We start from the raw sequence: 23,632 nt of genomic DNA, 5'->3' as shown, positions 1-23,632 counted from the left end.
AAATCAGTCTAAATGACCACCAAAGATAAAAGCCGTCCCATGTTTCTGAGACGGCTGCTTGTTGTATATTGTGTTAGCCATAAGTCAGCCCCGCTTTCCTAGAAATAGTGCTGCTCTAGCCAGTTTTTAATCTGTTGTCGATCATTTTGGAGTTCATGATGAATAATAGCGCTCAACATGTCCTCCAATGCATCTTTTAGCCATGGTCCACCCTTTTTTCCAGACCATTTTAATAAATCCGCCCCATTCACCACTAAATCTTGCTTTTGCTGAATGGGCAGCATTGCCTGTAATTCTCGAATAGACAGCTGTGGTAGCGCTGCGTCCAATTGGCGAAGCCGTGCAAAATATTGGGCAGCCTCTAACTCTTGTGCTGTGTACATAAAATAATGGGTATTTGTCCATCCCTCTTTTAACGCTTCATATGCGCTCAAAACCGATTTGACAAACGTCATTTCTTTATTAGATAGGCGGTAATCTCTCACTATCTCTCGCCAATCTGTCCCTTGCAGTAAGGCAAAATAAGCCCAGCCCAAGAGCTTGTCCTCTGTATGAAAGCCACGCCAATACTCAGCCTGAAAGTCACCTGGTAAATAGGCAGCCAAACCACTTTCCTCTAATTTTTGAATACCACCAAAAACTGCTTGTCCTACCCATAGCTTATCGAGCTCTGCTTTGATCCGTTCCCTTGCGATAAAAGCAATATCAGATGCTCTAGTTTGAATCGCAGACATTGTATCTGCTGCTATGGCAAAATCAAGCTGTGCTGAAAAGCGTACCGCTCGCAGCATGCGTAAAGCGTCTTCTGAAAAACGTTGTTGTGCATCTCCTACTGCTCGAATCATATGCTTTTCAATATCTTGGTAACCACCGTAATAATCCACATAAGAGCCATCAAGACGCATTGCAATGGCATTCATCGTAAAGTCTCGACGTTGTAAATCTTCTTGCAGTGAACGTACAAATTGTACTTTTTCTGGACGACGGTGATCCGTGTATTCCCCGTCTGTCCGATAGGTAGTCACTTCAACAGGTCCAGCGGGTACGATAACAAGTACCGTCCCATGCTGAATCCCAATATCTACAGTTCGTGGAAATACCGATTTCACTTCTTCAGGCAAGGCATTTGTAGCAACATCTACATCATGAGCTGGGCGATTAAGTAAAGTATCCCTTACAGCGCCACCCACAATAACTGCCTCATAGCCAGCCTGTTCTAGTTGTTCAATGACTGAATAGGCTGCCTGCCATTCTTTATTGTTTTGCATGATTTCTTTCCGCAACCTTCTCATACATTTTTTCATATTGTTCAACAATTTTAGATGAGTGGAATTTGTTATCTACTGCACGGATGGCCGCTTCCCGGAAACGCAATAATAGCTCTTCATCCTGCAGTAAATGGGTCGCATACGCTGCAACTGCCTCTGTGTCCCCTAATTCCACAATATAGCCATCTACACCATGTTCAATGACTTCTGGTATACCGCCTACATTTGACCCAATACAAGGTACGCCACAAGCCATTGCTTCTAATAAAACCAGTCCAAACGATTCCTGCTGTGAAAGTAGTAGTTTCATATCGCTAATCGCATATAATTCTGCTAAATTTTCCTGTTTCCCTAAAAATAAAACATCCTTCATATACAGACTTTCCTTTACTTGATCCATGACACGATGCTTTTCTGGACCATCTCCTACCAATAAGAGTTTCGCCTTCATATTAGCCCGAATTTTCATAAAGGCATCTATAATATCCGGAAGATTCTTAATTTTACGGAAGTTTGACACATGAATAAGCACTTTTTCATCTTCTTGAATACCAAATTGCTCTTTTAAATTTCCTGAATTACGAGGATAGTACTCACGCTCATCCACAAAGTTATAAATCGTTTCAATTGGTTTTACTGTATCAATCAATTCATAGGTTTGTTCTTTTAATGCATGTGACACCGTTGTCACAATATCAGATTTATCAATTCCATACTTAATGGCTTGTGACAACGTAGAATCTTGCCCAAGCACCGATATATCTGTGCCATGAAGGGTTGTGACGATGCCAACATCTCGACCACTCATTTCACGTGCTAATACCGCACATACCGCATGTGGGATGGCATAATGCACATGCAACACATCCAACTCTTCATCCTTAATGACGTCTGCCATTTTACTCGCTAATGCAATATCGTATGGAGAATATTGAAACACTGAATAATTATTAACTTCGACTTCATGGAAAAAGACGGTTGGATAAATTTTATTCAATCGAAATGGTACGCTTGAGGTGATGAAATGAATTTCATGTCCTCTTTCTGCAAGCATTTTGCCTAATTCTGTTGCAATGACACCAGAGCCACCAACTGTAGGATAACAGGTAATGCCGATTTTTAGCTTTTTCATTCGATGATCATCCTTTCTAAATCACGTCTTTTATTAGTTACGTCTTTCTTGTATCAGTCTCCAATCCACAAAGCCCTCTTGTAGGCCTTTTAATAATATTTCTGCTGTTCCCATATTTGTTGCCAGTGGCACTTGGTAAACATCACAAAGACGGATAAGTGCAGAAACATCTGGCTCATGTGGTTGTGCTGTTAATGGATCACGGAAAAAAATAACCATGTCCATATCGTTATTGGCAATCATAGCACCAATTTGTTGGTCGCCACCAAGCGGCCCCGAACGAAAACGTGTGACTTCTAAACCAGTAGCTTCAATGACACGTTGTCCCGTTGTTCCAGTAGCATATAGCGTATGTTCAAGTAAAATATCTTTGTAAGCAATAGCAAACTGTACTAAATTGTCTTTTTTACGATCATGTGCAATCAATGCGATTTTCATATAGCTTCCATCCCAATCTTTAGATGATGTTTTCTAAACCATAAACAAGCTGATCCATTTTCATAACCTCTTCTATGCAAAATGCAACGCCTGACATGAAGGAGTTTCGGTTTAATGAATCATGGCGAATCGTCAGTAGCTGCCCATCTCCTCCAAATAATACTTGCTGGTGTGCCACTAAACCAGGTAAACGAACGGAGTGAATGCGCATGCCATCAAAGTCTCCACCTCTTGCACCTTTAATGGTTTCCTTTTCCTCTGGGTGTCCTTGAGTCTTTTGCATACGGGCCTCTTGTATTAGCTGTGCTGTTTTTAACGCTGTCCCAGATGGTGCATCGAGCTTTTGATCATGGTGCATTTCAATAACCTCTACATCTGGTAAGTATTTGGCCGCTTCTTTTGCAAATTTCATCATTAGGATAGCGCCAATCGCAAAGTTTGGTGCAATAATGCAACCCAACTCTTTTTCTTTGGCCATGGCTGATAATTCTTCTAGTTGTGTATCTGTAAATCCTGTTGTACCAATTACAGGTCGTACATTTAAATTCAATGCTTCCTTAGTATGCTTATAGACTGCATGTGGGTTGGTTAAATCTACTAATACATCTGGTGCAGTGACTTCTACAAGGTCATGCATTTCAGTAAATATAGGTACCGTATAGCTTGCTGGAAACATGTCTAAATCAGCTAATGTTTTTCCTACTTCCTTATAATCTAGTACAGCTACTAATTCCATTTTGTCATGTTTCATGACCGTATGTACAGCCTCAGCCCCCATTTTTCCTCTTGCACCCGCAATGGCTACACGAATCGACATCATTCTTCATCCTTTCTAGTCCAACGATCCTTATCTCTAGTTTCAAATTTATGTATGACGCGTAAAAGTGCTTCATCTAGTTTAATACCTTGTGCATTTGCAAAACATACTAGTACAAAGAGAAAATCTCCTAGCTCTTCTTCAATGCTATTTGTGTCCTCTGTGCTTTTTTTCTTTTTTTGGCCATATACATCCTGAACCTCACGTGACAGTTCACCTAATTCTTCTGTTAAACGCGCAAGTAGCTCAAATGGTGGGAAATAGCCTTCTTTAAATTGTCCTATATAATCATCAACACGCTGTTGCAATGCTTGCATTGTTAATTGATCTGTCATTATCATCACGCTCCTATTTACCATCCTATAAAATTTACACCATTGTTGTCAAAACCAATAAAATGTCAGATAATAGATAACATTACTTCATTTGTTTGGAACTACAGGAGGTCAAATGCTAAAACAGATTAAAATTCGTAATATTATCGCAATTATGCTCGGAGCCGCCGTTTTTAGCTTCGGCTTTGTTCACTTCAACATCCAAAATCAGCTGGGTGAAGGTGGGCTAAGTGGGATTACACTCATACTGTACTTTACATTAGGATGGGACCCCGCCTTAATGAACCTATTATTAAATATTCCCATGTTTATCATAGGTTATCGATTGCTTGGAAAGAAATCATTTGTCTATACACTTGTCGGCACTTTATCTGTCTCTCTTTTTCTAAAGATTTTTCAAAAATACCAATTTACCATCCATTTAGAGGATGACATGTTACTTGTGGCACTTTTTGCTGGTGTCTTCGTCGGACTTGGACTTGGTATTGTTTTTCGCTTTGGCGGCACTACAGGTGGAGTCGATATTTTGGCTCGGCTTGGTCATAAATATTTTGGCTGGAGTATGGGGAAAACTATGTTTGTCTTCGATGCCATTGTCATTATCCTTTCGTGGCTAACGTTCTTAGATGCTCGATCGATGATGTATACACTAGTTGCTGTATTTGTAGGTGCTCGTGTTATTGACTTTGTCCAAGAAGGTGCCTACGCTGCACGTGGTGCTCTTATTATATCTGAAAAGTCTGGTGCAATTGCTGAAACGATCGCGCTACGAATGGAGCGAGGGATAACGATCTTAGAAGGTCATGGTCATTTTACCAAACAGCCTAAAGAAGTGATCTATTGTGTCATTGGCCGCAATGAAGTTGTACGATTAAAATCAATTGTGCATGAAGTCGACCCGCACGCCTTTGTTTCCATTATAGAAGTACGAGATGTGGCTGGGGAAGGCTTCACCTTAGACGATCAAAAGCAGCCACTGCATTAAGCATACGAAGATAAAAAACTTGCTATAGTGGTGTACCACTATAACAAGTTTTTTCTTAGTCGTCGCTACGCATATTTGTAAAAATTAACACTAAACGTAATAACTCAAGTACGGCTACTGCTGCCGCCGCTACATATGTTAGCGCTGCTGCACTTAACACTTTTCGTGCCGGACGTTCTTCTTCATTTGTAACAATACCTAATGAATTCATTTGAACTAAGGCACGCTTTGAAGCATCGAATTCCACTGGCAGTGTCACTAATTGGAAAACAACACCTGCTGCTAATAATATGATACCTAACAGCAAGAAATTCGTACTACTTGCAAAAATACCAATCATTACAAAAATCCAAGACATATTAGACGAAATATTTGCTACGGGAACGAGCTTACTACGTAATGTAAGCATAGAATAAGCTTCTTTATGTTGGATGGCGTGACCTACCTCATGGGCAGCAACCGCAGCACCTGCAACACTCGCTTCATAAAAGTTACTTTCTGATAAAGCAACTGTTTTTGTTGCCGGATTATAATGATCAGACAACACACCTTGCGTTGGCACAACTCGTACATCATATAAGCCGTTCGCATCTAAAATCGCACGCGCTACCTCTGCACCAGTCTGCCCCTTCATTGTACGTTGTTTTGCAAACTTCTTATACGTCCCCTTTACCTTCATCTGTGCATAAAGTGGGAGCAGCATAATAATGGCAAAATAAACAATATACATGCTAGTTGACAATTTTCTAACCCCTTTCTACCTCAATACTATAATTCTATAATTTATACCTTAATTCGGCAAATATTTGCGCTGCCTAATTGAGAAAATCGCAAGAAAAATACACGCAATGGATAACCAAAACGTAAAGTAACCAATATAGCTTGTGTATTGAGCTAAATCTCGATACATAGGCATTTGACCAAACACATAGTCAATGACATCATTATGCAATGTCCACACTGCTGCTATAGCTACATGCCAATAAGTGAAGACATACTTCTTCAAATAAAGTATAGCTTGGACTGCCATAGCAAAATGCGATCCAACTAACATCCAGCCCTGCCAGCCAATGGTACCAGTTTCAATCAATGTCCAAATATTCATAACATCTGCCCAAAGACCATACTTCACCAATGTAACGAGAGCGAGCACCTCCATTAGTGGCCAGCTTTTTCCTATAATCCATGCTATCAGCACAAAACAGAAGAATAGGCTAGCTGTCGGGCTATCAGGAACAAAAATATAAAAAATCGGCTTGGTAATAGCCAGCTGCCAACCGTACCAATAATAGCCGTAAATTGTCCCTAATAGATTAATAATGAGCAGTGCTATTAAGAATGATTTATGGGTCAGAAGATACCAAATATTTGCTCTTGTTAGTTGCATGAAGTCAACTCCTTCCGTTCTTAAAAAACATTCGTTATGTATTGTTCTGAAATCCTAGAGCAATCCCTCTACATTTCAATTGTTCCTCACCATCAATATGTGTTAGTTTGTTGATTTAATGCGCTTATTTGTCCCATTAATTTTGCCGCTGATGCTTCACTTTCGATACAACTAATACTTGCTGAATCCAGACAAAATAATATTTTTCGACATTTTTCGCTAAAAATTCTTATACCAGGGAACCTTTTAACTTGGCTCTCAGTCCCAATAGTATAACAAGGTAGAAAAAAAGAGCCAGTTCCCTGACTCTTTTACTATTACTCTGCTTTTAAACTTTCGATGAATTCAGCAAGTTTTTGAAGATCTTCATCTGAACCTGTCCATAATCCTGGTGGCATTTTACCGCTCTCAGTACCGTTATGAGCAATGTCCTTAATTTGATCAGCAGTTAAACCTGTGTTCATTAGAGTAGGCGCTCCAGCTCCACCTTCTAAACCTTCACCGTGACATGTAATACATGCTGAACCAGCGTAAACTTTATAACCTTCTGATTCTTTATCGAACTCAACTGTTTCTACAATCGCACCCATAGCTTTTTGAGCTTCCCAGTCGTGGTTAACAACTGACTCCCAAGTTAGGTAGAACATAGCAGCTAAAGTTAATAACATGAACGCTGTTGGTAATGGACGTTTAGATGGACGACGTTCTGGACCCTTGTCTAAAAATGGCATTAATAATAGCGCTCCAAATGCAAGACCTGGAATTACAATAGCTCCGATTACATTGTATGGACCAGAAGCAAATGAGTATTTTAAAAGTTGATACATAAATAAGAAGTACCAGTCCGGTAGCGGTGTATATGCTCTAGTTGGATCTGCCGGCCCTTCAAGTGGTGACGGGTGAGCGACAGTTAATAATAAGTATCCAATTAAAAATACAGCACCTACCATCCATTCCTTCAGTAAGAAGTTCGGCCAGAAAGCTTCCGTCTTACCTGGATATTCGGAATAATCCTTTGGAACATTCGGCATTCTGTGATTCGCTTTAATACGAGAATCGCCGACAAATTTCATTCCTTTTCCGCGATGCATAGTGTCCCCTCCTTTTAAAGATCATCGAACCGTCAAGACAATTACAACGGTCCTGAAATTCCTTGACGACGAATCATGATAAAGTGCGCTGCAAGTAACCCAAACAATACTGCAGGTAAGAAGAATACATGAATCGCAAAGAATCGAGTTAACGTTTGAGCACCAAGAATCGTAGTGTCACCCGCTAATAATATTTTAATCATCCCACCGATAAACGGTACAGATGCAGCAATTTCGATACCTACTTTAGTAGCGAATAATGCTTTCATATCCCATGGTAATAAGTATCCTGTAAAGCCAAGACCCATCATTACACCAAAAATACCTACACCAACCATCCAGTTTAACTCACGAGGTTTTTTATAAGAACCTGTGAAGAATACACGAAGTGTATGTAAGAACATCATTACGATAACTAATGAAGCTCCCCAGTGGTGCATACCGCGTACGATTTCACCAAATGCTACTTCGTTTTGTAAATAATAAACTGATTTCCAGGCATTCACAACGTCTGGTACATAGTACATTGTTAGGAACATACCAGATAGAATTTGAATTACTGTGATGAAGAATGTTAATCCACCAAAGCAATAAACGAATGCTGAAAAATGATGTGCAGGGTTAACGTGCTCTGGCACTTCGTGGTCGGCAATATCACGCCAAATCGGTGTAATATCTAGGCGTTCATCGACCCAATCATAAATTTTATTTAGCACTGTTGTCGTACCCCCTTACTTATTTAACTAGAGTATTTGCTTTTGCTGGACCAATCATTAAATAGCCATCTTTTTCTTGTACTTCAAATTCATCCAACGGACCTAGAGGCGGTGTACCTGCAACGTTTTTCCCGTTTTTCTCGTAACGACCTGCGTGACATGGGCAGAAGAATTGATCTGGGTGTCCAGAATCTCCACTCCAATCAACCATACATCCTAAATGCTTACAAACAGGTGATAGAGCAATGATTTGATCGCCATTTTTATAAACCCACGCTACGTTTGTAACATTCGATTTGTACCATGCATCCACTTGCTCGAATGAAAAGTCAACTTTGACAGGCTCTTCAGTGAGGTCAGCGATTTTATGCTCTGTTTCTACAAAATCTCCACCATCATGCTTTTGTAACACTGGATCAATTGCAAAGCGAAGCATCGGCATTAACATACCTGCCGCCATAAATCCACCTACACCAGTAAGAGTATAACTTAGAAATTGACGACGTGAAACTCGATTATTACTCATTATTTTCCCCCCTCTAACTTAAAGGTCAGTCCAACGGACATACTTTTACAAATAGTAATACTAGGACATATATATGATATATCAAGTCCATAGCTTGGTCAATATAGCATTCTGTGGAAAGCTGGAGAATGTGAACATTTATTGAAACTAATTGTTAAATCTGTGCCCATTTAGTCGAAAGCATTGGAATCACCTGGCGTAATTGATCTTCTAAAATAGATTTTTTCACACTTGCATCCATGCTCTCTAACGGAATAGCTGGTAACCAAACTATATTGACTTTCTCTTCACTCTTTGTCCAATAGTGGTCACAAGTAATGAAGAACACATGCTTAAATCCAGCATTATGTAATTGTGCTTCTAATTGCTGTGGAAATTCATCGTTTTTTAAATTTGTCATATAAGAAAATGGTGGCATAACTAATAAACGGCCTTTGAACTGTTGCTCTATAAACGAAGTTAAAGACATAACAAAATCTACTTCGGCACCACTCTGTTTCATTTTTTCAGAAGAGAGATCGATGGATACAAGTGGAACAATAGCGGTATCAATGAAATCCTTCTGTGCCAGAAACGATGTCACATCGTTTGCATTAAAATACATTCAACAAACCTCCTTTTATCGCAAAATAAAAATGCCCTTATCCACTCTAAAATAGGATACCCAATTAAAAGTGAAAACAATCATTCATTCACTAGTAATGTTACCATATTGAAGTGGATAAAGGACATTCAATTTTTACCTATGATTAACGTAAATTAGCCGTTTCCTTTAATGCTTGTAACAAATTAGACAATTCATAAAAGCGTTCTTCATCTCCCTGGTCGAGGGCTTCATCAATTTGTGCGAGTAATTTTTCTTCTTGGAATACGAGTAAGCTATTGGAAAGCAGCTCTTCTGCCAGTAAACGATCTTTTTCACTGACTAGCAGTGTTTCTGGCATATAAGGGTTTTCTTCGAGAACTGCTAAGTATTGTGCACTTGGTGGTATATTTGGAAAATTCAATTGTATATACATATCTTCTTGTTCATGTAAGCGTAAATCATGGAAAGACTTCTCAGCATCTGCTGTCATCACATTGCCTTTGTAGAAACGAAAAGGTACACCTGTTGAGTCTACTGTCGACATCACCATCGCTCTAGGACAATAGTGAGCTTCTTCCACAAATCGGATTCTTTTTAGTAAGTCATCATTGCTTAATAAATAATTTAAAATCCATACACACTCACGACGTTTCAATTGATAATTTTTTAAAAACCATCGAACAAATGCTTTTTTATCAACAACTGATACAGAAGCAGTCATACCCACTCCCTCCTTTACTCAAATTCTAAGGCTTCTAACTTCTCTTGCCACTCTGGTTCACCCGGTTGAATGTTGATTAATTGTCCAAGAACCTCTTTTGCCTCTGAACGTTTTCCTTCCTCTAATAAGAAGTAAACATATTTTTCTAAAAATGTTGCGTCTTCCTTAAAATCATTATATGCCAAACGGTAAAATTCGTATGCACGGTCGTACAATTCTAAATTTTCATATGCCTCTGCTGCAAATGGATATAATGTGCTCCATTCAAAATCATTTTGCTGTAGCGTTTCAAATAATTCGATAACATCCTCATGACGCTCCTGTTGTCCCAACACAGAAATAAGGGCTAATACCGCCTCCATGTACTCAGGATCCAACGCTATAGCTTCTCGCAGATGTTGCTCCGCTTCTTCTGGCAAACCATTTTTCAACGCCATTTTACCAGCAAATAAATACAATGATTTATCATATTCATCGCGTTTTAGCCCCTCTTGAATGGCCCCATAAGCTTTTTTATTATCCTCTGTCATAGCATAGCTTTCCGCAAGCAATAAATAGGCTGAGAAGTAATCCGGATCTAATTCTTTCAATTCCTCTAGTTGTTTAATAGCCATCTCGTACTTTTGTGATTGGAAAGCGGAATAAGCCGCTCCAAATAAAATATCTGGCTTTACCTCATCCTCAAGGGCCTTGACATAATAATCAAAAGCCGTTTCATAGGCAGCCCCTGCACGATACACCTCTGCCAATCGTTCAACAAGTTGAATACCTGCAAATTCATTTTGCTGCTCATATAAGTCTTCGTACAACCTTGCAGCTTCTAAAAAACGACCTGTTTCAAATAAAAGTTCTGCTTTAGCAAAATGTAATAACGGCTCGTCAGGTAAAATTGCTAATGCTTCATTTATACGTTTTTCTGCAACCTCAAATAACCCCTGCATTTGATAATAATCGGCTAGAACTAATAAGGCTTGCGGATATTCTGGTGATGCTTCTTCGATTTCTAATAATAAATCCAATGCTTCATCTTCATCACCAAGCTCCATTAATACATTTGCACGATCTATTTTTAACTGTGCCTCTTCTGGGAATAAAAATTGTAAATGCTCCAGCACACGGTCAGCTTCTTTCATGTACCCATACTGCATAAAAATCTCAGCGAGTGCATAAATCTCCTCAGGTAGCTCCTTCGTTAAAAATGATTCTAGTAGCTGATCTATTAATGCTAAGTCCCCTTGTTCAAGTGCTTGCATCATTTCAGTCATCGCATTGTTCACAGTCATTCACCTATTCTTTCATTGATACCTTTATGCTACAAAACATTTACCATTGAAACAAGAAAAAACTCCCCAAAAGCTGGAGAGTCTATCTTGAATTGTTATTTCACTGCCTCAATATGTTCAAAGAACGATGGGTAGGATACAGCAATGCATTGTGCATCATCTAATGTTACGGCTCCATCCGAAATTAGAGCTGCAACAGCCCCCATCATACCAATTCGATGATCGCCGTATGTGCGAAGACTTGCACCTTTTAATGGTGTTGGTCCATTAATGATCATTCCATCTTCTGTTGCTTCTATTTGTGCACCTAGCTTTTTCAATTCAGTTACAACCGCCGTGATGCGATCCGTTTCCTTCACTTTTAGCTCCTCAGCATCTTTAATGATTGTTTGACCATGTGCTTGCGTAGCGAGTAAGGCAAGGATCGGAATTTCATCAATTAAACGAGGAATAATGTCCCCCTCAATTGTTGTGCCTGTTAAAGTAGATGTGGCCATTTGAATGGTTGCTGTAGGTTCAGCTTGATTATCCTCATTCGGTGTCACGGTCATTGTTGCGCCCATTTTTTCAAGTACCTCGACAATGCCATCACGCGTTGGGTTAATACCAACATTATTTAATGTTACGTGACTATGCTCACAAATGGCTCCTGCCACTAAGAAGAAGGCTGCCGAGGAAATATCCCCTGGAACAGCAACATGTGTCCCGCTGAGAGACTGTCCGCCTTCAATGGAGACAACGCCATTGTCTACTTCTACCTGTGCACCAAATTGTCGCAGCATTCGCTCTGTGTGATCTCTTGAAACTTCCATTTCTCTAACAATCGTTGTTCCTTCAGCACGCAAGCCTGCTAGTAAAATAGCAGATTTCACTTGTGCACTTGCTACAGGCATCTTGTAATCGATGGCCTGTAGTTTTGTACCTTGTATAGCAAGGGGTGTGTACTGCCCGTCAGCACGCCCTGTAATATGAGCACCCATTTGACGCAGTGGGTCTATCACACGTCGCATTGGTCGTTTGCCGATAGATGCATCCCCCGTCATCACGGAATGAACCGAAGAACCAGCTAAAATACCCAACATTAAGCGTGTTGTTGTGCCAGAGTTACCCGTATACAACACGTCTGTTGGCTCCTGCCAGCCATCCATGCCAGGACTATGAATCGTTACATTAGTTCCTTCGACCTCAATTTGAACGCCAAGCTTCTGGAAGCAATCGATTGTACTTAAACAATCTTCCCCTAGTAAAAAGCCCTCTACTGTCGTTGTCCCGCTAGCAATGGCTCCAAACATGACAGAACGATGGGATACAGATTTATCGCCTGGAATGGTTAAAGTGCCCTGTAAAGAAGGCTTATTGTATTGCAAAATTTTTTCACTCATAAACTTTCTTCCCTTCAATATGAAGATAGAAAGCGCCGAAATACCGACGCTTTCTTATGCTATGAAATATACGTTTCGAAATTTGCTCGTTGTTGGATACATGCCGCAGCACGTTCGCGATCATTTTCGCTTTGGAAGCTAATAACGAGAATACCGAAAACATCTTCACGTGATTCAACGATTCGTAGATTCGTAATACTGATCGCTTCATCCGCTAACAAGCCCGTCACTTCTGAAATAACGCCTGGATAGTCAGGAACATCAACATATAAGTCAAATGGCGTATACATGGCCCCTGCACTAATCGGCAATTCATCTCTCAGCTCTTTGGCAACAGAAAAATAGTTTTCAATAGCCTGTGAAGAACCATCCGTCAGCAGTTCCTTAATGCGAGTCATTTCTTTTTCCCAGCCTTCTAACTGAGTAAGTAGCTCCTCACGATTTTGTAGCGTAATATCTCGCCATAAAACGGGGTTCGAGGAAGCAATTCGTGTAACATCACGAAAACCGCCTGCTGCAAGCGAGCGTGTCATCGGGTATTCTCCATTTTCCTCACCTAATTGATGGACCAATGAGGCTGCGATAACATGTGGAAAATGACTCACCACAGCTGTCATATGGTCATGTTCACTCGCAGATACACTGACTACTTTTGCATGTGTAAATTTTAGTAAACTTTCAAGCTTAGCCATATGAACGATTTCTTCTCCAGCAAGCGGCGTCAGCATATAATACGCATTTTCAAAAAGATGCGCCTTTGCAGCCAACACACCACTTTTATGAGAACCTGCCATTGGATGTCCACCAATGAATGTAATGCCAAGCTCACGTAATTCGCTGGCCTTTTGCATAATTAATTTTTTTGTACTCCCAGTATCTGTTATAATGACTTTATTTTTTAATGGCCATGATTTTAATTGCTCCATCCACACAAGTGTTGCATTAACAGGTGTACCAAAGATAATGATATCGACATCTGCCGCAACAGCCTGCGGATCTGTAACAATCTCATGCACAATATTTAATGTTTTTGCATGCTCACGTGTTTGTGTATCCATATCATAGCCAATAATTTTTGTTTCGGGTGCTTTTTGCAAAGCAAGGGCAATCGAACCGCCGATTAAGCCTAGCCCAATAACGAGTACTTTGCGTGTCATGCAAATACTCCTTGCTGTGTTAATACTTCGTCAAGCTGGCTAAGTAATGCTGCATTTTGTGCCTCTGTACCAATTGTGACACGGATAAACCCTTGTAATCCTAAAGCATTGCCACTGCGGACAATAAAGCCTCTTTTCATCAGCTCTTGGAAGACAACATCACTATCAGCTTGAGTATCAAAGAAAATAAAGTTCGTATCAGATGGGAAGTATTTTAAATTATGCTTTTCACAGAATTCTACATATTGCTTTTTGCCGTTTTCATTGGCTTCACGACATGCTTCAATGTAAGCTTGATCGCTGAGTGCAATAGCTGCCACAGCTTGACTTAAGATTGTATTATTAAATGGTGCGCGAACAGGATCAAGCTTAGCAATAACGCCAGCTTGCCCAATCGCATAGCCAACACGGAATGAAGCTAGTCCATAGGCTTTAGAAAATGTACGTAATAGAAGTACATTCGGATATTCATCAATGATTGGTAACGTATCCTTATGGCCAGGATGTGTTACATATTCAATGTAAGCTTCATCCAACACGACAAGGACATCGCTTGGTACTTTTGCAAGAAAAGCACGTAATGCCGTATCAGGTATGACAACTCCTGTAGGATTATTTGGACTACATACCCAAACAATCGATGTTTGGTCATCAATTGCAGCTGCCATGCTATCTAAATCGTGGGCACCTTCAACACAAGGAATTTTTCGTACCTCAGCACCTTCAATTTCAGCGTTGTGCCAGTATTGAGAGAAGGAAGGATCCGCCATAATCGTATTTACTCCTGGATACAACAGTGCACGCGTAATAATAGCAATAATGTCGTCAGAGCCGTTGCCAAAAAGAAGCTGTGTTTCCTTGACACCTAGATGATTCGCAACAGCTGTACGTAAATTTTGTGCATAGCCATCTGGATAAAGGGCATGATTCACCGCATTATTTTGTAAATAAGCTGTTACCTTAGGTGAGCACCCAAACGGATTTTCATTCGATGCCAATTTAATGACTTCCTTTAAGCCGTATTCACGTTGTACTTCTTCAATTGGTTTCCCTGGCTTATATGCTTGCATACCGTCCAATTGTTGTTTCCACTTCATCTAAAACATCTCCTCTACTTATTTAGCCTGCGCCAAATCTGGTCTTAATTTCACTGCATCGTTGAGATACAAGTGCTTTACATCTTTTTGGGCTACCTCTACGTTCGCATGAATTAATACACGAATACATAAAGGTAAAGCGTTCGGCACATCCATTTCATGTGTACACATAACAGGGACATATTGCCAGCCGTCCATCAAGCGTACTGCACGGGCAGGAAATGCAGAGGTAATATCTGGCGTTGTAGAAATAAGGATTGATGCAATATCATCGATCTCCACATGATTTGCTGCCACAACCTCACGCACTAATCTTGCTGTCTCATCCCATACAAGCTCTGGCCTGTCCGATTCAATTGTTATTGCTCCTCTAAGTCCACGAATCATACAAGCACCTCCGCTAATAACTGTCTATATTCGGCATCTACTTCTCTGCATTCTTCTAAATCAATGGCTCTCACAAAAGGTTTACCTATTTCTTCCAAAAGAACGAACTGTAAAATGCCGTATTCCACTTTTTTATCTTTCATTAAATAACTAGTTAACTGTTCAAATGAATAATCATTCACAGGCTCAAATGGATAGCCATTTTTCACTGCGAACTGTAAAAATGACTTGGTGAAAGCTCGCTCCAGCTTTCCATAACGCTCGCTTAACAATAGGCTATAGACCAACCCCATCATTACGGCTTCTCCATGTGCTACTTTGCCATAACCAGCTGCTGCCTCAATGGCATGTCCATATGTATGGCCTAAGTTTAAAAATTTCCGAACGGACTGCTCTGTTTCATCCTCAGCCACGATTTGAGCTTTCACTTCAATTCCTTTTTTCAGCTGCTTGGCCAGTTCATTTTGATTAAAATGAATCACTGAATCAGCTGTCATTAATTCCTCTAACCAAATAGAATCAGAAATCATCGCATGTTTAATTAACTCTGCTGTTCCTGAACGCACTTCACGTTCGGATAAGCTTTCGGTAAGAGCCGTATCGTAAATAACACCTTCAGGCTGATAAAATGCACCAATCATATTTTTTCCTAACGGATGATTAATAGCTGTTTTACCACCAACTGCAGAATCATGGGCTAAAATGGTCGTTGGAATTTGAATAAAAGGAATTCCACGCATATAGGTTGCCGCAACGAAGCCTGTTAAATCGCCGACAGCTCCACCCCCAAAAGCAAAAACAAATGATTTCCGCGAGCATTTTTGTTCCAATAAAAATGTTTGAGCAGCATTGTATTGTTCAAAGGTTTTACAAGCTTCACCACCAGGTAAAATAAAGACCTCAAAATCATATGGGAAATTTGCCTTGAAATAATCTCCCTGTGCAGCCCAAACATTGCTATCTGTAAATACGATCAGCTTATCTGCTTTTTGAAGTTTATCTGCAAATGCTTGAACAGCTTCAGTTAGAAATTGATGACCGAGAACAACTTCATACTGATGCGATTTTGTTGCAACTGGTACACGCATAAATCAGAACCCCTTTGTATATTGACGATGCTCGTCAATTTGAGCTTGTAATTGAGGTAGTTGATCACTATGAAATTGCTCCAAAATAGCATTCGCTATTTCCCAGGCAATAACATGTTCTGCAACTACTGATGCTGCGGGTACTGCACAGCTATCAGAGCGCTCAACGCTTGCTTTAAATGGCTCTTTTGTTTCGATATCCACACTTTGTAATGGTTTGTATAATGTAGGAATTGGTTTCATGACACCACGTACGACAATCGGCATTCCTGTTGACATACCGCCCTCTAAGCCACCGAGTCGATTCGTTGCTCGTGTGTAGCCCTCTTCTTCAGACCAAATAATTTCATCATGCACTTCAGAGCCTTTACGTCGTGCCATTTCAAAACCTAGACCAAATTCTACACCTTTGAATGCATTGATAGATAGCATGGCTGCTGCTAGTTTCGCATCAAGCTTACGATCATACTGCACATAAGAGCCGACACCTGCTGGCATACCTTCGACAATGACTTCTACAACACCACCGATAGAATCTCCAGCTTTTTTCGCCTCATCAATAGCCTCTACCATTTTGGCAGACGCTACAGGGTCAGCACAGTAACAAGGATCTGCTTCGACAATAGCACGAATTTCTTCTGTTGTTTTTCCTTCTAGTACAGATGTATCTGCCTTAATTCCTACGATTTCAGTCACATGTGCAACAATGGAAATGCCTAATTCATTGAGTAAAGCTTTTGCCACAGAGCCGACTGCTACACGCACAGTTGTTTCACGTGCAGAAGAACGCTCTAATACATTGCGTAAATCACGGTGACCATATTTCATGCCCCCAACTAAATCCGCATGACCTGGACGAGGTCGTGAAATTTGACGCTTAATATCTTCAGGATTAATATCATCTGCTAATGGCTCAGCACCCATAATTTTAGTCCAGTGCTTCCAGTCATCATTTGTTACAACTAGTGCGACAGGAGAGCCAAGTGTTTGACCATGTCGAACACCAGCAACAATCTCTACTGTATCTGTTTCGATTTGCATGCGGCGCCCCCGTCCATGACCTCCTTGGCGTCGTTTTAAATCATGATTAATTTTTTCTGCTGTAATGGGTAAGAGTGACGGTAAACCCTCAATAATTGTCGTTAATTGAGGTCCGTGTGACTCTCCTGCTGTTAAGTAACGCATAAACACTTTCTCCCTTCAACTCGCTAAAGTATGTATTTTTCACTATAACATATATTCTTTAAAAAAACAGTCCTTTTACAAATGTCTTTTCAGTACACCCCATTTCCATCGTTCTAAATGCGAATATTCTGAACGACGTCTATAAAGGAAATCGGTGTACTACTGAAATGGCGTGCTGAATTGTATCCATTACGCTACAGCATAATTGCCGCTGACGTTTCGCCTTCGATACAACATGCATTTGACAAAGTACTCGTTGCACTACTAAAGTGAAGTGCTAAATTTTATAAAAAATACGCCTTTGCTTATGATAAGCGAAAAGCGTATGAAATATCTATGTTTAATACTTGCTTACTATATGTACAAGACTATTTTGGTCGTTTGTACAAAGCTTTTCATCCATATTATTAGCTATTTTTCCGATAGAAGAACGTGTCCTCTACATCAAATTCATAACGTGCTGGATTAAAAATTTGCTCTGTTGAGCCAACAAATAAAATGCCATCTTTGCGCAGGGCTTTACTAAAATTATTATAAATTTGATCTTTTGCATCTTCTGTGAAATAGATCATGACATTGCGACAAACAATTAAATCATAATGGCTGTCGTATGAATCATTCAGTAAATTATGTTTCTTAAAGGTTACACAACGCTTAATTTCATCCTTCACTCGATAGTAGGAGCCCTCTTGTTCAAAATACTTTGCTTTAATGTCACTTGGCACCTCTGCTAAAGAACGTTCAGGATAAACACCTAATTTCGCTTTTTGTATGACATTCTCATCTAAATCAGTAGCAATAATTTGAATTTGAGATAAAGGCACCAATTGAGATAATACCATTACTAAAGAATATGGCTCTTCTCCTGTTGAACAAGCAGCACTCCAAATTTTTAAACGCTTATTTGTTTGTAATAGCTTCGGCAAGATTTTCTTTTGTAATACTTCCCAACGCTTTCCATTGCGATAAAATTCAGAAACATTAATCGTCATACGATCTAAAAATTCATTCATTAAATCACGATCTTGTTCAAGTGCCTTTAGAAAGTCTACAAAATTACGATAGCCCTTTTTCTCATAAAGAGAGGTTAATCGTCTTTTCATTTGCGCTTCTTTATATAACGCTAAATCTATTCCTGTTTTGCGCTTAATACCTTCTATAAATTGTTCATAATCAGACATATGGTCATCTTCCCCTCTAGCGTCGTATTTCCATTATAGCGGAAAAGTCCCAATCCTGAAATAGTCTTTCTTGGGTAAGCCAATCTACTTGCTTGCATTTTGTTTTTCTTCTAATAGTAACACTTTCGACTGTTCTAATTCTAGGCGCATTTTTTCTGTTTCTATCGTATACGTTTCCAATCTAAGCTTTTCTAACTCTACTTCTTTCTCAACAGCCTTCAGTTTAATTTTTTGTTGTCTTGTGCGAGCGTCTGTAAAAATCCCAGCTAATGAAATAATGACGCCTCCAATAATCGCTACAATGGCAATTGACAATCCATCCACATCCTTTCGTTACTAAGATTATACGGCAAAATGGAAAAAATAGTTTCATTTTTCAGGGATTTATCTTCTTCCAATACAATATTTTTTGCATTAGTCAGTAGTTGTTCAGATGCACTGATATATAATAAATTTCGCACAAAAAATGAAGGTAGTTTTTCACTACCTTCATGCTAACCATTTTATTAAACTTGTACGCGATACGCCTTTAAATCTTCTCGTAATTTGGCCTTTAGGAATTTACCTACTGACGTTTTCGGTACCTCTTCAATGAAGACGATATCATCAGGAATCCACGTTTTATGGAATTGCTGCTGTAAACTCTCTAGTAGCTCTGCCTTGGTAATCGATTCTTTAAATTCAGGCTTCGCTACCACACAGGCTAATGGTCGCTCCAACCATTTTTCATGCGGAATAGCAATAACAGCAGCCTCAAATACTTTTGGATGGGACATCAATGCATTTTCAAGCTCTACAGAAGAAATCCATTCGCCACCACTCTTAATTAAATCCTTTGTACGATCGGTAATTTTTATATAGCCATCTGCTGTCATCACCGCGATGTCGCCTGTATAGAGCCAACCATCTTTAAAGGCTTCATCTGTGCGCTCATCATGATAGTACTCATTAGCAATCCACGGACCTCGAATCGTTAGTTCTCCCATCGTTTTGCCATCCCATGGCACTTCACCATGTTCATTGACTACCCGTGTTTCAATTAGAGGCATGGTCATACCTTGCGTAATTCGAACATGCATTTTCTCATCAGCTGTGTAGTCTTGCATATGGGTTAAATAGGTGGAGAGACTTACGAGCGGTGATGTCTCGGTCATACCATAGCCTGTCATGTAAGGGATATTGAGTTCTTGTTCAAAGCCTCGAATTAGGCCAATTGGTGAGGCAGATCCCCCACAAACAATTAATCGCATCGATGATAAATCACGCGGATTTTGACGTTGCTCCTGTAAAACCCCTAGCCATATCGTAGGTACTCCTGCCGTCAACGTTACTTTATATACGTCAAATAACTCAAGTAAAAGCTGTGGTGTAAACATCGGACCTGGTAAGACCTGTGTAGCACCAAATGCGACACTGGCAAAAGGTAATCCCCATGCATTAGCATGGAACATTGGGACAACTGGTAACACTACATCCGATTCACAAATAGCAATACTATCAGCAAGGCCAGCCGTTAAACTATGCAGAACGATGCTACGATGAGTATAAACAACTCCCTTGGGCATGCCTGTCGTTGCACTTGTATAGCACATGCCAGCAGGTGTATTTTCATCTAAATCTTCTGGGAATACGAAATGTTCATTGGCCTCAGCGAGCAAAGCCTCATAAGAAAGAGCATTTGGGATGGGGATAGATTCGACTGCAACAGCATCTCCCATAATGATAAAATGTTTTACCGTTTTCAGCTGTGACAAGATTGGTGCAATAAGTGGTACTAGATTATCATCAATTAGTAATATTTCATCCTCTGCATGATTGATGACATAAGCAATGTGCTCAGGTGCTAACCGAATATTAATCATATGCAGTACTGCTCCTGCACATGGGACTGCAAAATAGGCTTCCAAATGTCGATGGTGATTCCAAGCAAATGTGCCTACCTTCATACCTCGCTCCATTCCAAGCTTGGTAAGTGCATCCGCTAATCGGCGCGTTCGTTTAACATATTCTTTATACGTAAACTCATGAATAGTTGTCGCACTTGTTCTAGAATAAATTTTCTTCGAATGAAAAAATCGTTCTGCGCGATTCAAAAAACTTGTTAATAATAAAGGTGTGTCCATCATATGCATTATACCGCGTCCCTTCATACATCAAATTTTGAAACGACCAAGACTACTAGCTGCGACAAACCACTTCAAAAATTAAATATTGTTGTTGTTACTTAGGCTGCATACGGATCGCACCATCCAGACGAATGACCTCACCATTTAACAAACCATTATGGATAATACTTTCAACTAAAAGGGCATACTCCGAAGGTTTGCCAAGCCGCTTAGGGAATGGTGTCATTTGAGCAAGAGCTGTTCTTGCAGGCTCAGGTAACGAAGCAAACATCGGTGTTTCAATTAAACCTGGCGCGATGGTCATCACACGTACACCGATCTCCGCAAGTTCTCGTGCAATTGGCAATGTCATCGCTGCCACTCCACCCTTTGACGCACTATAAGCTGCTTGTCCAATTTGACCATCAAATGCAGCCACAGACGCAGTATTAATAATAACACCTCTCTGCCCATCCTCATTCGACTCATTGTGCTGCATTTTCTCCGCGACTAGACGGATGACATTAAATGTACCAATTAAATTAACAGTGATCACTTTTTCAAATAAAGCAAGGGCATGTACGCCTCGCTTCGAAATCACTTTACTCGCATCAGCAATGCCAGCACAATTCACCGCTACATTAATCTTGCCAAATGCTGCAATGGCCTGCTCAAGACCTGTTGCCACGTCCTCCTCCTTCGCAACATCCACTCGTGCATAGATGACATTTTGCCCTAATTCCTCTACTAGAGCTTGTCCACGTTCATCATTGACATCAAAAACAACCGCTTTGCCACCTCGTTCAACAAGGTGACGGACAGTTGCCTCCCCTAAACCTGAAGCACCACCCGTTACTACCGCTACCACTTCATGATGTTTCATCAAACATATCCCCCTTACATTTTTTCGATGATCGTGGCATTTGCCATCCCCATTCCCTCACAGATTGCCAGTAAGCCGTAACGATAATTTTCTCGCTCCATGCGATATAACATAGTCGTTAACAATTTTGTACCAGTTGCCCCTAATGGATGCCCTAATGCAATCGCTCCCCCATCAGGATTGAGCTTCTTCGGATCTCCACCCATGTCCTGTAGCCATGCGAGCGGTACTGGTGCAAAGGCTTCATTTACCTCATATGTGTCGATATCCTCTATGTTGAGACCTGATCGTTCTAGCGCTTTTCTCGTAGCTTCGATTGGCCCTGTTAACATTAATGTTGGATCAGAGCCTACGACCACTCTTGTCACAATTTTAGCAAGTGGCTGAATACCAAGCTCCTGGGCTTTATCCAAGGACATCACCACTACCGCTGATGCCCCATCACTCATCTGACTTGCATTGCCAGCAGTAATAACGCCATCCTCTTGAAAAACAGTTTTTAGCGCATTTAAAATATCGACGGTTGTTTCTGCACGAGGACCTTCATCAACAGTAAATGTTGTCACTGATCCATCCTCCTGTGGAACTCGAATAGGTAGTATTTCATCTTTGAAATGACCTGCTTCAATGGCTGCGATTGCTCGTTGATGGCTTTCATAAGCATAGCTATTGAGCTGTTCTTTTGATAAAGACCATTGTGAGGCGATTTTCTCCGCTGATAATCCTTGATGGATAATATCATAATTCTCCTGTAAGCGTTTGCCAGCATGTGCATTTTGCATATTTGACCCCATCTGTACCCTTGACATACTTTCCACGCCACCTGCAATGACAATATCCATATCCCCCGCTAGAATGGCCTGTGCTGCAAAATGGACGGCCTGTTGGCTAGAGCCACATTGACGATCAATGGTTACCCCTGGCACACTATCTGGAAAGCCAGCCATCAATAAAGCTGTCCGTGCAATATTTCCCCCTTGTTCAGCTGTTTGCGTTACACAGCCTAATATGACATCATCCACTTGTTCCTTGCCAATCCCTGCTCGCCTTACAGCCTCCTGTAACACATCTGCCGCTAAATCATCCGCTCGAACTTGACTTAATGCTCCCTTACTACGCCCTACAGCAGTTCGCACAGCTGCTACGATTACCACTTCTCTCATATCCATAACCCCTTTTCCTTGTCATCCCTCACAGTTTATTGACAGGCCTATCAATCTATTCCTAACTTAATTATCAGAATATTACATCTTTAATTGTACAGGAGGACAAAGCTTTTAACAATTCTATATCTATCTAGAAATAGATAATTCCCCTATTGCCATACTATCTATCCTTACTTTTTAGGCAATAAAAAAAGCAATCCCAAGTAAATTGAGACTGCCTAATCTATTCTATTCACAAATTAAACTAAATCTTCACCGAAGAATAAGCCGATTTCGCGCTCTGCAGAAGCAAGAGAGTCAGAACCGTGGATGATGTTGTGAGAAACAGTTGTTGCGTAGTCACCACGGATTGTACCTGGGTTAGATTCTTCAGGTTTAGTTGCACCCATCATTGTACGAGCAAGCTTGATTACGTTCTCGCCTTCCCATACCATAGCGAATACAGGACCAGAAGTGATGAAATCAACTAATTCACCAAAGAATGGACGCTCAGCATGCTCAGCATAGTGCTTTTCTGCTAATTCTTTAGGAATTACCATTAATTTAGCACCTTTCATTACAAAACCGCGACGTTCGAAACGGTCAACGATGTCTCCAATTACTTGACGTTCAACGCCGTCAGGCTTAACCATTAAAAAAGTTTGTTCAATTGCCATGTTTAAAACACTCCTTAAATTCGTCTAACAGGTTTTACACCTACCGATAAATATTAACAA

Annotated in this window: 26 protein-coding genes; 1 reads left to right on the top strand and 25 read right to left on the bottom strand. The window is 40.3% G+C overall.

Features of this window, described 5'->3' with window-relative positions; translation table 11 throughout:
* Positions 1 to 98: 98 nt before the first annotated feature.
* Genes AC6BKE_RS14865 through AC6BKE_RS14845 form a run of 5 tightly spaced genes read right to left on the bottom strand, consistent with a single transcriptional unit; the run spans position 99 to position 3,990 of the window.
* The gene (locus tag AC6BKE_RS14865; protein ID WP_499857105.1) at positions 99 to 1,268 is read right to left on the bottom strand and encodes a CCA tRNA nucleotidyltransferase; all 1,170 of its coding nucleotides are present in this window, start codon (positions 1,266 to 1,268) and stop codon (positions 99 to 101) included.
* A complete protein-coding gene (bshA, locus tag AC6BKE_RS14860) occupies positions 1,255 to 2,400 on the bottom strand; it encodes an N-acetyl-alpha-D-glucosaminyl L-malate synthase BshA (protein WP_499857104.1) in 1,146 nt (381 codons plus the stop codon). The genes AC6BKE_RS14865 and bshA overlap by 14 nt, the downstream gene beginning before the upstream one ends.
* Positions 2,401 to 2,433: 33 nt before the next feature.
* Entirely contained in the window at positions 2,434 to 2,838 is a 405-nt protein-coding gene (gene mgsA / locus AC6BKE_RS14855; protein ID WP_036124530.1) for a methylglyoxal synthase, read from the bottom strand.
* A gap of 19 nt (positions 2,839 to 2,857) precedes the next feature.
* On the bottom strand, positions 2,858 to 3,655 hold the full coding sequence (gene dapB / locus AC6BKE_RS14850; RefSeq protein ID WP_058844256.1) for a 4-hydroxy-tetrahydrodipicolinate reductase: 798 nt from the start codon (positions 3,653 to 3,655) through the stop codon (positions 2,858 to 2,860).
* Positions 3,655 to 3,990, bottom strand: coding sequence for a nucleotide pyrophosphohydrolase (locus AC6BKE_RS14845; protein WP_036124534.1), 336 nt, complete (start codon positions 3,988 to 3,990; stop codon positions 3,655 to 3,657). The genes dapB and AC6BKE_RS14845 overlap by 1 nt, the downstream gene beginning before the upstream one ends.
* Before the next feature lie 115 nt (positions 3,991 to 4,105).
* Between AC6BKE_RS14845 and AC6BKE_RS14840 the strand changes: the two genes are divergently transcribed.
* Positions 4,106 to 4,975: a YitT family protein gene (locus AC6BKE_RS14840; RefSeq protein WP_004232676.1), complete on the top strand. Its 870-nt coding sequence runs from the start codon at positions 4,106 to 4,108 to the stop codon at positions 4,973 to 4,975.
* A 55-nt stretch (positions 4,976 to 5,030) separates the two neighbouring features.
* Here AC6BKE_RS14840 and AC6BKE_RS14835 read toward each other — a convergent pair whose 3' ends face one another.
* The 20 genes from AC6BKE_RS14835 to ndk all read right to left on the bottom strand — a co-directional run bounded on the left by AC6BKE_RS14835 (position 5,031) and on the right by ndk (position 23,572).
* Positions 5,031 to 5,705 (bottom strand): zinc metallopeptidase, encoded by a 675-nt coding sequence (locus AC6BKE_RS14835; protein WP_058844265.1) that lies wholly within the window; start codon positions 5,703 to 5,705, stop codon positions 5,031 to 5,033.
* Positions 5,706 to 5,765: 60 nt separating this feature from the next.
* Positions 5,766 to 6,362, bottom strand: coding sequence for a lipoprotein heptaprenylglyceryl N-acetyltransferase LhaT (gene lhaT / locus AC6BKE_RS14830; RefSeq protein WP_058844255.1), 597 nt, complete (start codon positions 6,360 to 6,362; stop codon positions 5,766 to 5,768).
* A 317-nt stretch (positions 6,363 to 6,679) separates the two neighbouring features.
* The gene (locus tag AC6BKE_RS14825; protein ID WP_036123182.1) at positions 6,680 to 7,453 is read right to left on the bottom strand and encodes a menaquinol-cytochrome c reductase cytochrome b/c subunit; all 774 of its coding nucleotides are present in this window, start codon (positions 7,451 to 7,453) and stop codon (positions 6,680 to 6,682) included.
* 41 nt (positions 7,454 to 7,494) lie between these two features.
* Entirely contained in the window at positions 7,495 to 8,169 is a 675-nt protein-coding gene (gene qcrB, locus AC6BKE_RS14820; protein ID WP_036123184.1) for a menaquinol-cytochrome c reductase cytochrome b subunit, read from the bottom strand.
* 19 nt (positions 8,170 to 8,188) lie between these two features.
* Entirely contained in the window at positions 8,189 to 8,695 is a 507-nt protein-coding gene (locus AC6BKE_RS14815; protein ID WP_036123187.1) for a QcrA and Rieske domain-containing protein, read from the bottom strand.
* A gap of 154 nt (positions 8,696 to 8,849) precedes the next feature.
* On the bottom strand, positions 8,850 to 9,299 hold the full coding sequence (locus AC6BKE_RS14810) for a YpiF family protein (protein ID WP_036123190.1): 450 nt from the start codon (positions 9,297 to 9,299) through the stop codon (positions 8,850 to 8,852).
* 145 nt (positions 9,300 to 9,444) lie between these two features.
* Positions 9,445 to 10,002 carry a ReoY family proteolytic degradation factor gene (locus tag AC6BKE_RS14805; protein WP_036123193.1) on the bottom strand — a complete coding sequence of 186 codons (558 nt, stop codon included), beginning with the start codon at positions 10,000 to 10,002 and terminating at the stop codon, positions 9,445 to 9,447.
* Positions 10,003 to 10,016: 14 nt separating this feature from the next.
* The gene (locus AC6BKE_RS14800; RefSeq protein ID WP_080717083.1) at positions 10,017 to 11,285 is read right to left on the bottom strand and encodes a tetratricopeptide repeat protein; all 1,269 of its coding nucleotides are present in this window, start codon (positions 11,283 to 11,285) and stop codon (positions 10,017 to 10,019) included.
* A 95-nt stretch (positions 11,286 to 11,380) separates the two neighbouring features.
* Positions 11,381 to 12,667 carry a 3-phosphoshikimate 1-carboxyvinyltransferase gene (aroA, locus tag AC6BKE_RS14795; protein ID WP_249646081.1) on the bottom strand — a complete coding sequence of 429 codons (1,287 nt, stop codon included), beginning with the start codon at positions 12,665 to 12,667 and terminating at the stop codon, positions 11,381 to 11,383.
* A 59-nt stretch (positions 12,668 to 12,726) separates the two neighbouring features.
* A complete protein-coding gene (locus AC6BKE_RS14790) occupies positions 12,727 to 13,824 on the bottom strand; it encodes a prephenate dehydrogenase (protein ID WP_036123199.1) in 1,098 nt (365 codons plus the stop codon).
* Positions 13,821 to 14,921, bottom strand: a complete 1,101-nt coding sequence (hisC, locus tag AC6BKE_RS14785) for a histidinol-phosphate transaminase (RefSeq protein ID WP_340810782.1) — start codon at positions 14,919 to 14,921, stop codon at positions 13,821 to 13,823. Before hisC ends, AC6BKE_RS14790 begins: the two co-directional genes overlap by 4 nt.
* Positions 14,922 to 14,939: 18 nt before the next feature.
* Entirely contained in the window at positions 14,940 to 15,308 is a 369-nt protein-coding gene (gene aroH / locus AC6BKE_RS14780) for a chorismate mutase (protein ID WP_036123206.1), read from the bottom strand.
* On the bottom strand, positions 15,305 to 16,396 hold the full coding sequence (gene aroB / locus AC6BKE_RS14775; RefSeq protein ID WP_340810781.1) for a 3-dehydroquinate synthase: 1,092 nt from the start codon (positions 16,394 to 16,396) through the stop codon (positions 15,305 to 15,307). Before aroB ends, aroH begins: the two co-directional genes overlap by 4 nt.
* 3 nt (positions 16,397 to 16,399) lie before the next feature.
* Positions 16,400 to 17,581, bottom strand: a complete 1,182-nt coding sequence (aroC, locus tag AC6BKE_RS14770) for a chorismate synthase (RefSeq protein WP_499857095.1) — start codon at positions 17,579 to 17,581, stop codon at positions 16,400 to 16,402.
* Positions 17,582 to 17,988: 407 nt separating this feature from the next.
* A complete protein-coding gene (locus AC6BKE_RS14765; protein ID WP_036123217.1) occupies positions 17,989 to 18,762 on the bottom strand; it encodes a CheR family methyltransferase in 774 nt (257 codons plus the stop codon).
* Between the two features lie 84 nt (positions 18,763 to 18,846).
* Positions 18,847 to 19,077 carry a hypothetical protein gene (locus AC6BKE_RS14760; RefSeq protein ID WP_016994411.1) on the bottom strand — a complete coding sequence of 77 codons (231 nt, stop codon included), beginning with the start codon at positions 19,075 to 19,077 and terminating at the stop codon, positions 18,847 to 18,849.
* Between the two features lie 191 nt (positions 19,078 to 19,268).
* Positions 19,269 to 20,894 carry a long-chain fatty acid--CoA ligase gene (locus AC6BKE_RS14755; RefSeq protein ID WP_036123224.1) on the bottom strand — a complete coding sequence of 542 codons (1,626 nt, stop codon included), beginning with the start codon at positions 20,892 to 20,894 and terminating at the stop codon, positions 19,269 to 19,271.
* 88 nt (positions 20,895 to 20,982) lie between these two features.
* On the bottom strand, positions 20,983 to 21,750 hold the full coding sequence (locus AC6BKE_RS14750) for a 3-hydroxyacyl-CoA dehydrogenase (protein WP_340810779.1): 768 nt from the start codon (positions 21,748 to 21,750) through the stop codon (positions 20,983 to 20,985).
* 14 nt (positions 21,751 to 21,764) lie between these two features.
* A complete protein-coding gene (locus AC6BKE_RS14745; protein WP_340810278.1) occupies positions 21,765 to 22,913 on the bottom strand; it encodes a thiolase family protein in 1,149 nt (382 codons plus the stop codon).
* 242 nt (positions 22,914 to 23,155) lie between these two features.
* The gene (gene ndk, locus AC6BKE_RS14740; RefSeq protein ID WP_004232627.1) at positions 23,156 to 23,572 is read right to left on the bottom strand and encodes a nucleoside-diphosphate kinase; all 417 of its coding nucleotides are present in this window, start codon (positions 23,570 to 23,572) and stop codon (positions 23,156 to 23,158) included.
* Positions 23,573 to 23,632: the final 60 nt, after the last annotated feature.

It is taken from the genome of Lysinibacillus sp. COL-1 (assembly GCF_059814265.1).
The sequence above is the reverse complement of the archived record's forward strand: the minus strand, read 5'-3'. Positions and strand labels throughout refer to the sequence as shown.

Coding starts and splice junctions, on each gene's coding strand:
- AC6BKE_RS14865 (WP_499857105.1), bottom strand. CDS start 1,268: ATGCAAAACAATAAAGAATGGCAGGCAGCCTATTCAGTCATTGAACAA.
- AC6BKE_RS14750 (WP_340810779.1), bottom strand. CDS start 21,750: ATGAAACATCATGAAGTGGTAGCGGTAGTAACGGGTGGTGCTTCAGGT.
- AC6BKE_RS14790 (WP_036123199.1), bottom strand. CDS start 13,824: ATGACACGCAAAGTACTCGTTATTGGGCTAGGCTTAATCGGCGGTTCG.
- lhaT (WP_058844255.1), bottom strand. CDS start 6,362: ATGCAACTAACAAGAGCAAATATTTGGTATCTTCTGACCCATAAATCA.
- AC6BKE_RS14810 (WP_036123190.1), bottom strand. CDS start 9,299: ATGTATTTTAATGCAAACGATGTGACATCGTTTCTGGCACAGAAGGAT.
- AC6BKE_RS14840 (WP_004232676.1), top strand. CDS start 4,106: ATGCTAAAACAGATTAAAATTCGTAATATTATCGCAATTATGCTCGGA.
- AC6BKE_RS14800 (WP_080717083.1), bottom strand. CDS start 11,285: ATGACTGTGAACAATGCGATGACTGAAATGATGCAAGCACTTGAACAA.
- AC6BKE_RS14745 (WP_340810278.1), bottom strand. CDS start 22,913: ATGAGAGAAGTGGTAATCGTAGCAGCTGTGCGAACTGCTGTAGGGCGT.
- aroH (WP_036123206.1), bottom strand. CDS start 15,308: ATGATTCGTGGACTTAGAGGAGCAATAACAATTGAATCGGACAGGCCA.
- AC6BKE_RS14845 (WP_036124534.1), bottom strand. CDS start 3,990: ATGACAGATCAATTAACAATGCAAGCATTGCAACAGCGTGTTGATGAT.
- hisC (WP_340810782.1), bottom strand. CDS start 14,921: ATGAAGTGGAAACAACAATTGGACGGTATGCAAGCATATAAGCCAGGG.
- AC6BKE_RS14815 (WP_036123187.1), bottom strand. CDS start 8,695: ATGAGTAATAATCGAGTTTCACGTCGTCAATTTCTAAGTTATACTCTT.
- aroA (WP_249646081.1), bottom strand. CDS start 12,667: ATGAGTGAAAAAATTTTGCAATACAATAAGCCTTCTTTACAGGGCACT.
- AC6BKE_RS14805 (WP_036123193.1), bottom strand. CDS start 10,002: ATGACTGCTTCTGTATCAGTTGTTGATAAAAAAGCATTTGTTCGATGG.
- aroB (WP_340810781.1), bottom strand. CDS start 16,396: ATGCGTGTACCAGTTGCAACAAAATCGCATCAGTATGAAGTTGTTCTC.
- dapB (WP_058844256.1), bottom strand. CDS start 3,655: ATGTCGATTCGTGTAGCCATTGCGGGTGCAAGAGGAAAAATGGGGGCT.
- AC6BKE_RS14825 (WP_036123182.1), bottom strand. CDS start 7,453: ATGCATCGCGGAAAAGGAATGAAATTTGTCGGCGATTCTCGTATTAAA.
- ndk (WP_004232627.1), bottom strand. CDS start 23,572: ATGGCAATTGAACAAACTTTTTTAATGGTTAAGCCTGACGGCGTTGAA.
- AC6BKE_RS14835 (WP_058844265.1), bottom strand. CDS start 5,705: ATGTATATTGTTTATTTTGCCATTATTATGCTGCTCCCACTTTATGCA.
- aroC (WP_499857095.1), bottom strand. CDS start 17,581: ATGCGTTACTTAACAGCAGGAGAGTCACACGGACCTCAATTAACGACA.
- bshA (WP_499857104.1), bottom strand. CDS start 2,400: ATGAAAAAGCTAAAAATCGGCATTACCTGTTATCCTACAGTTGGTGGC.
- AC6BKE_RS14755 (WP_036123224.1), bottom strand. CDS start 20,894: ATGCATATGATGGACACACCTTTATTATTAACAAGTTTTTTGAATCGC.
- mgsA (WP_036124530.1), bottom strand. CDS start 2,838: ATGAAAATCGCATTGATTGCACATGATCGTAAAAAAGACAATTTAGTA.
- AC6BKE_RS14765 (WP_036123217.1), bottom strand. CDS start 18,762: ATGTCTGATTATGAACAATTTATAGAAGGTATTAAGCGCAAAACAGGA.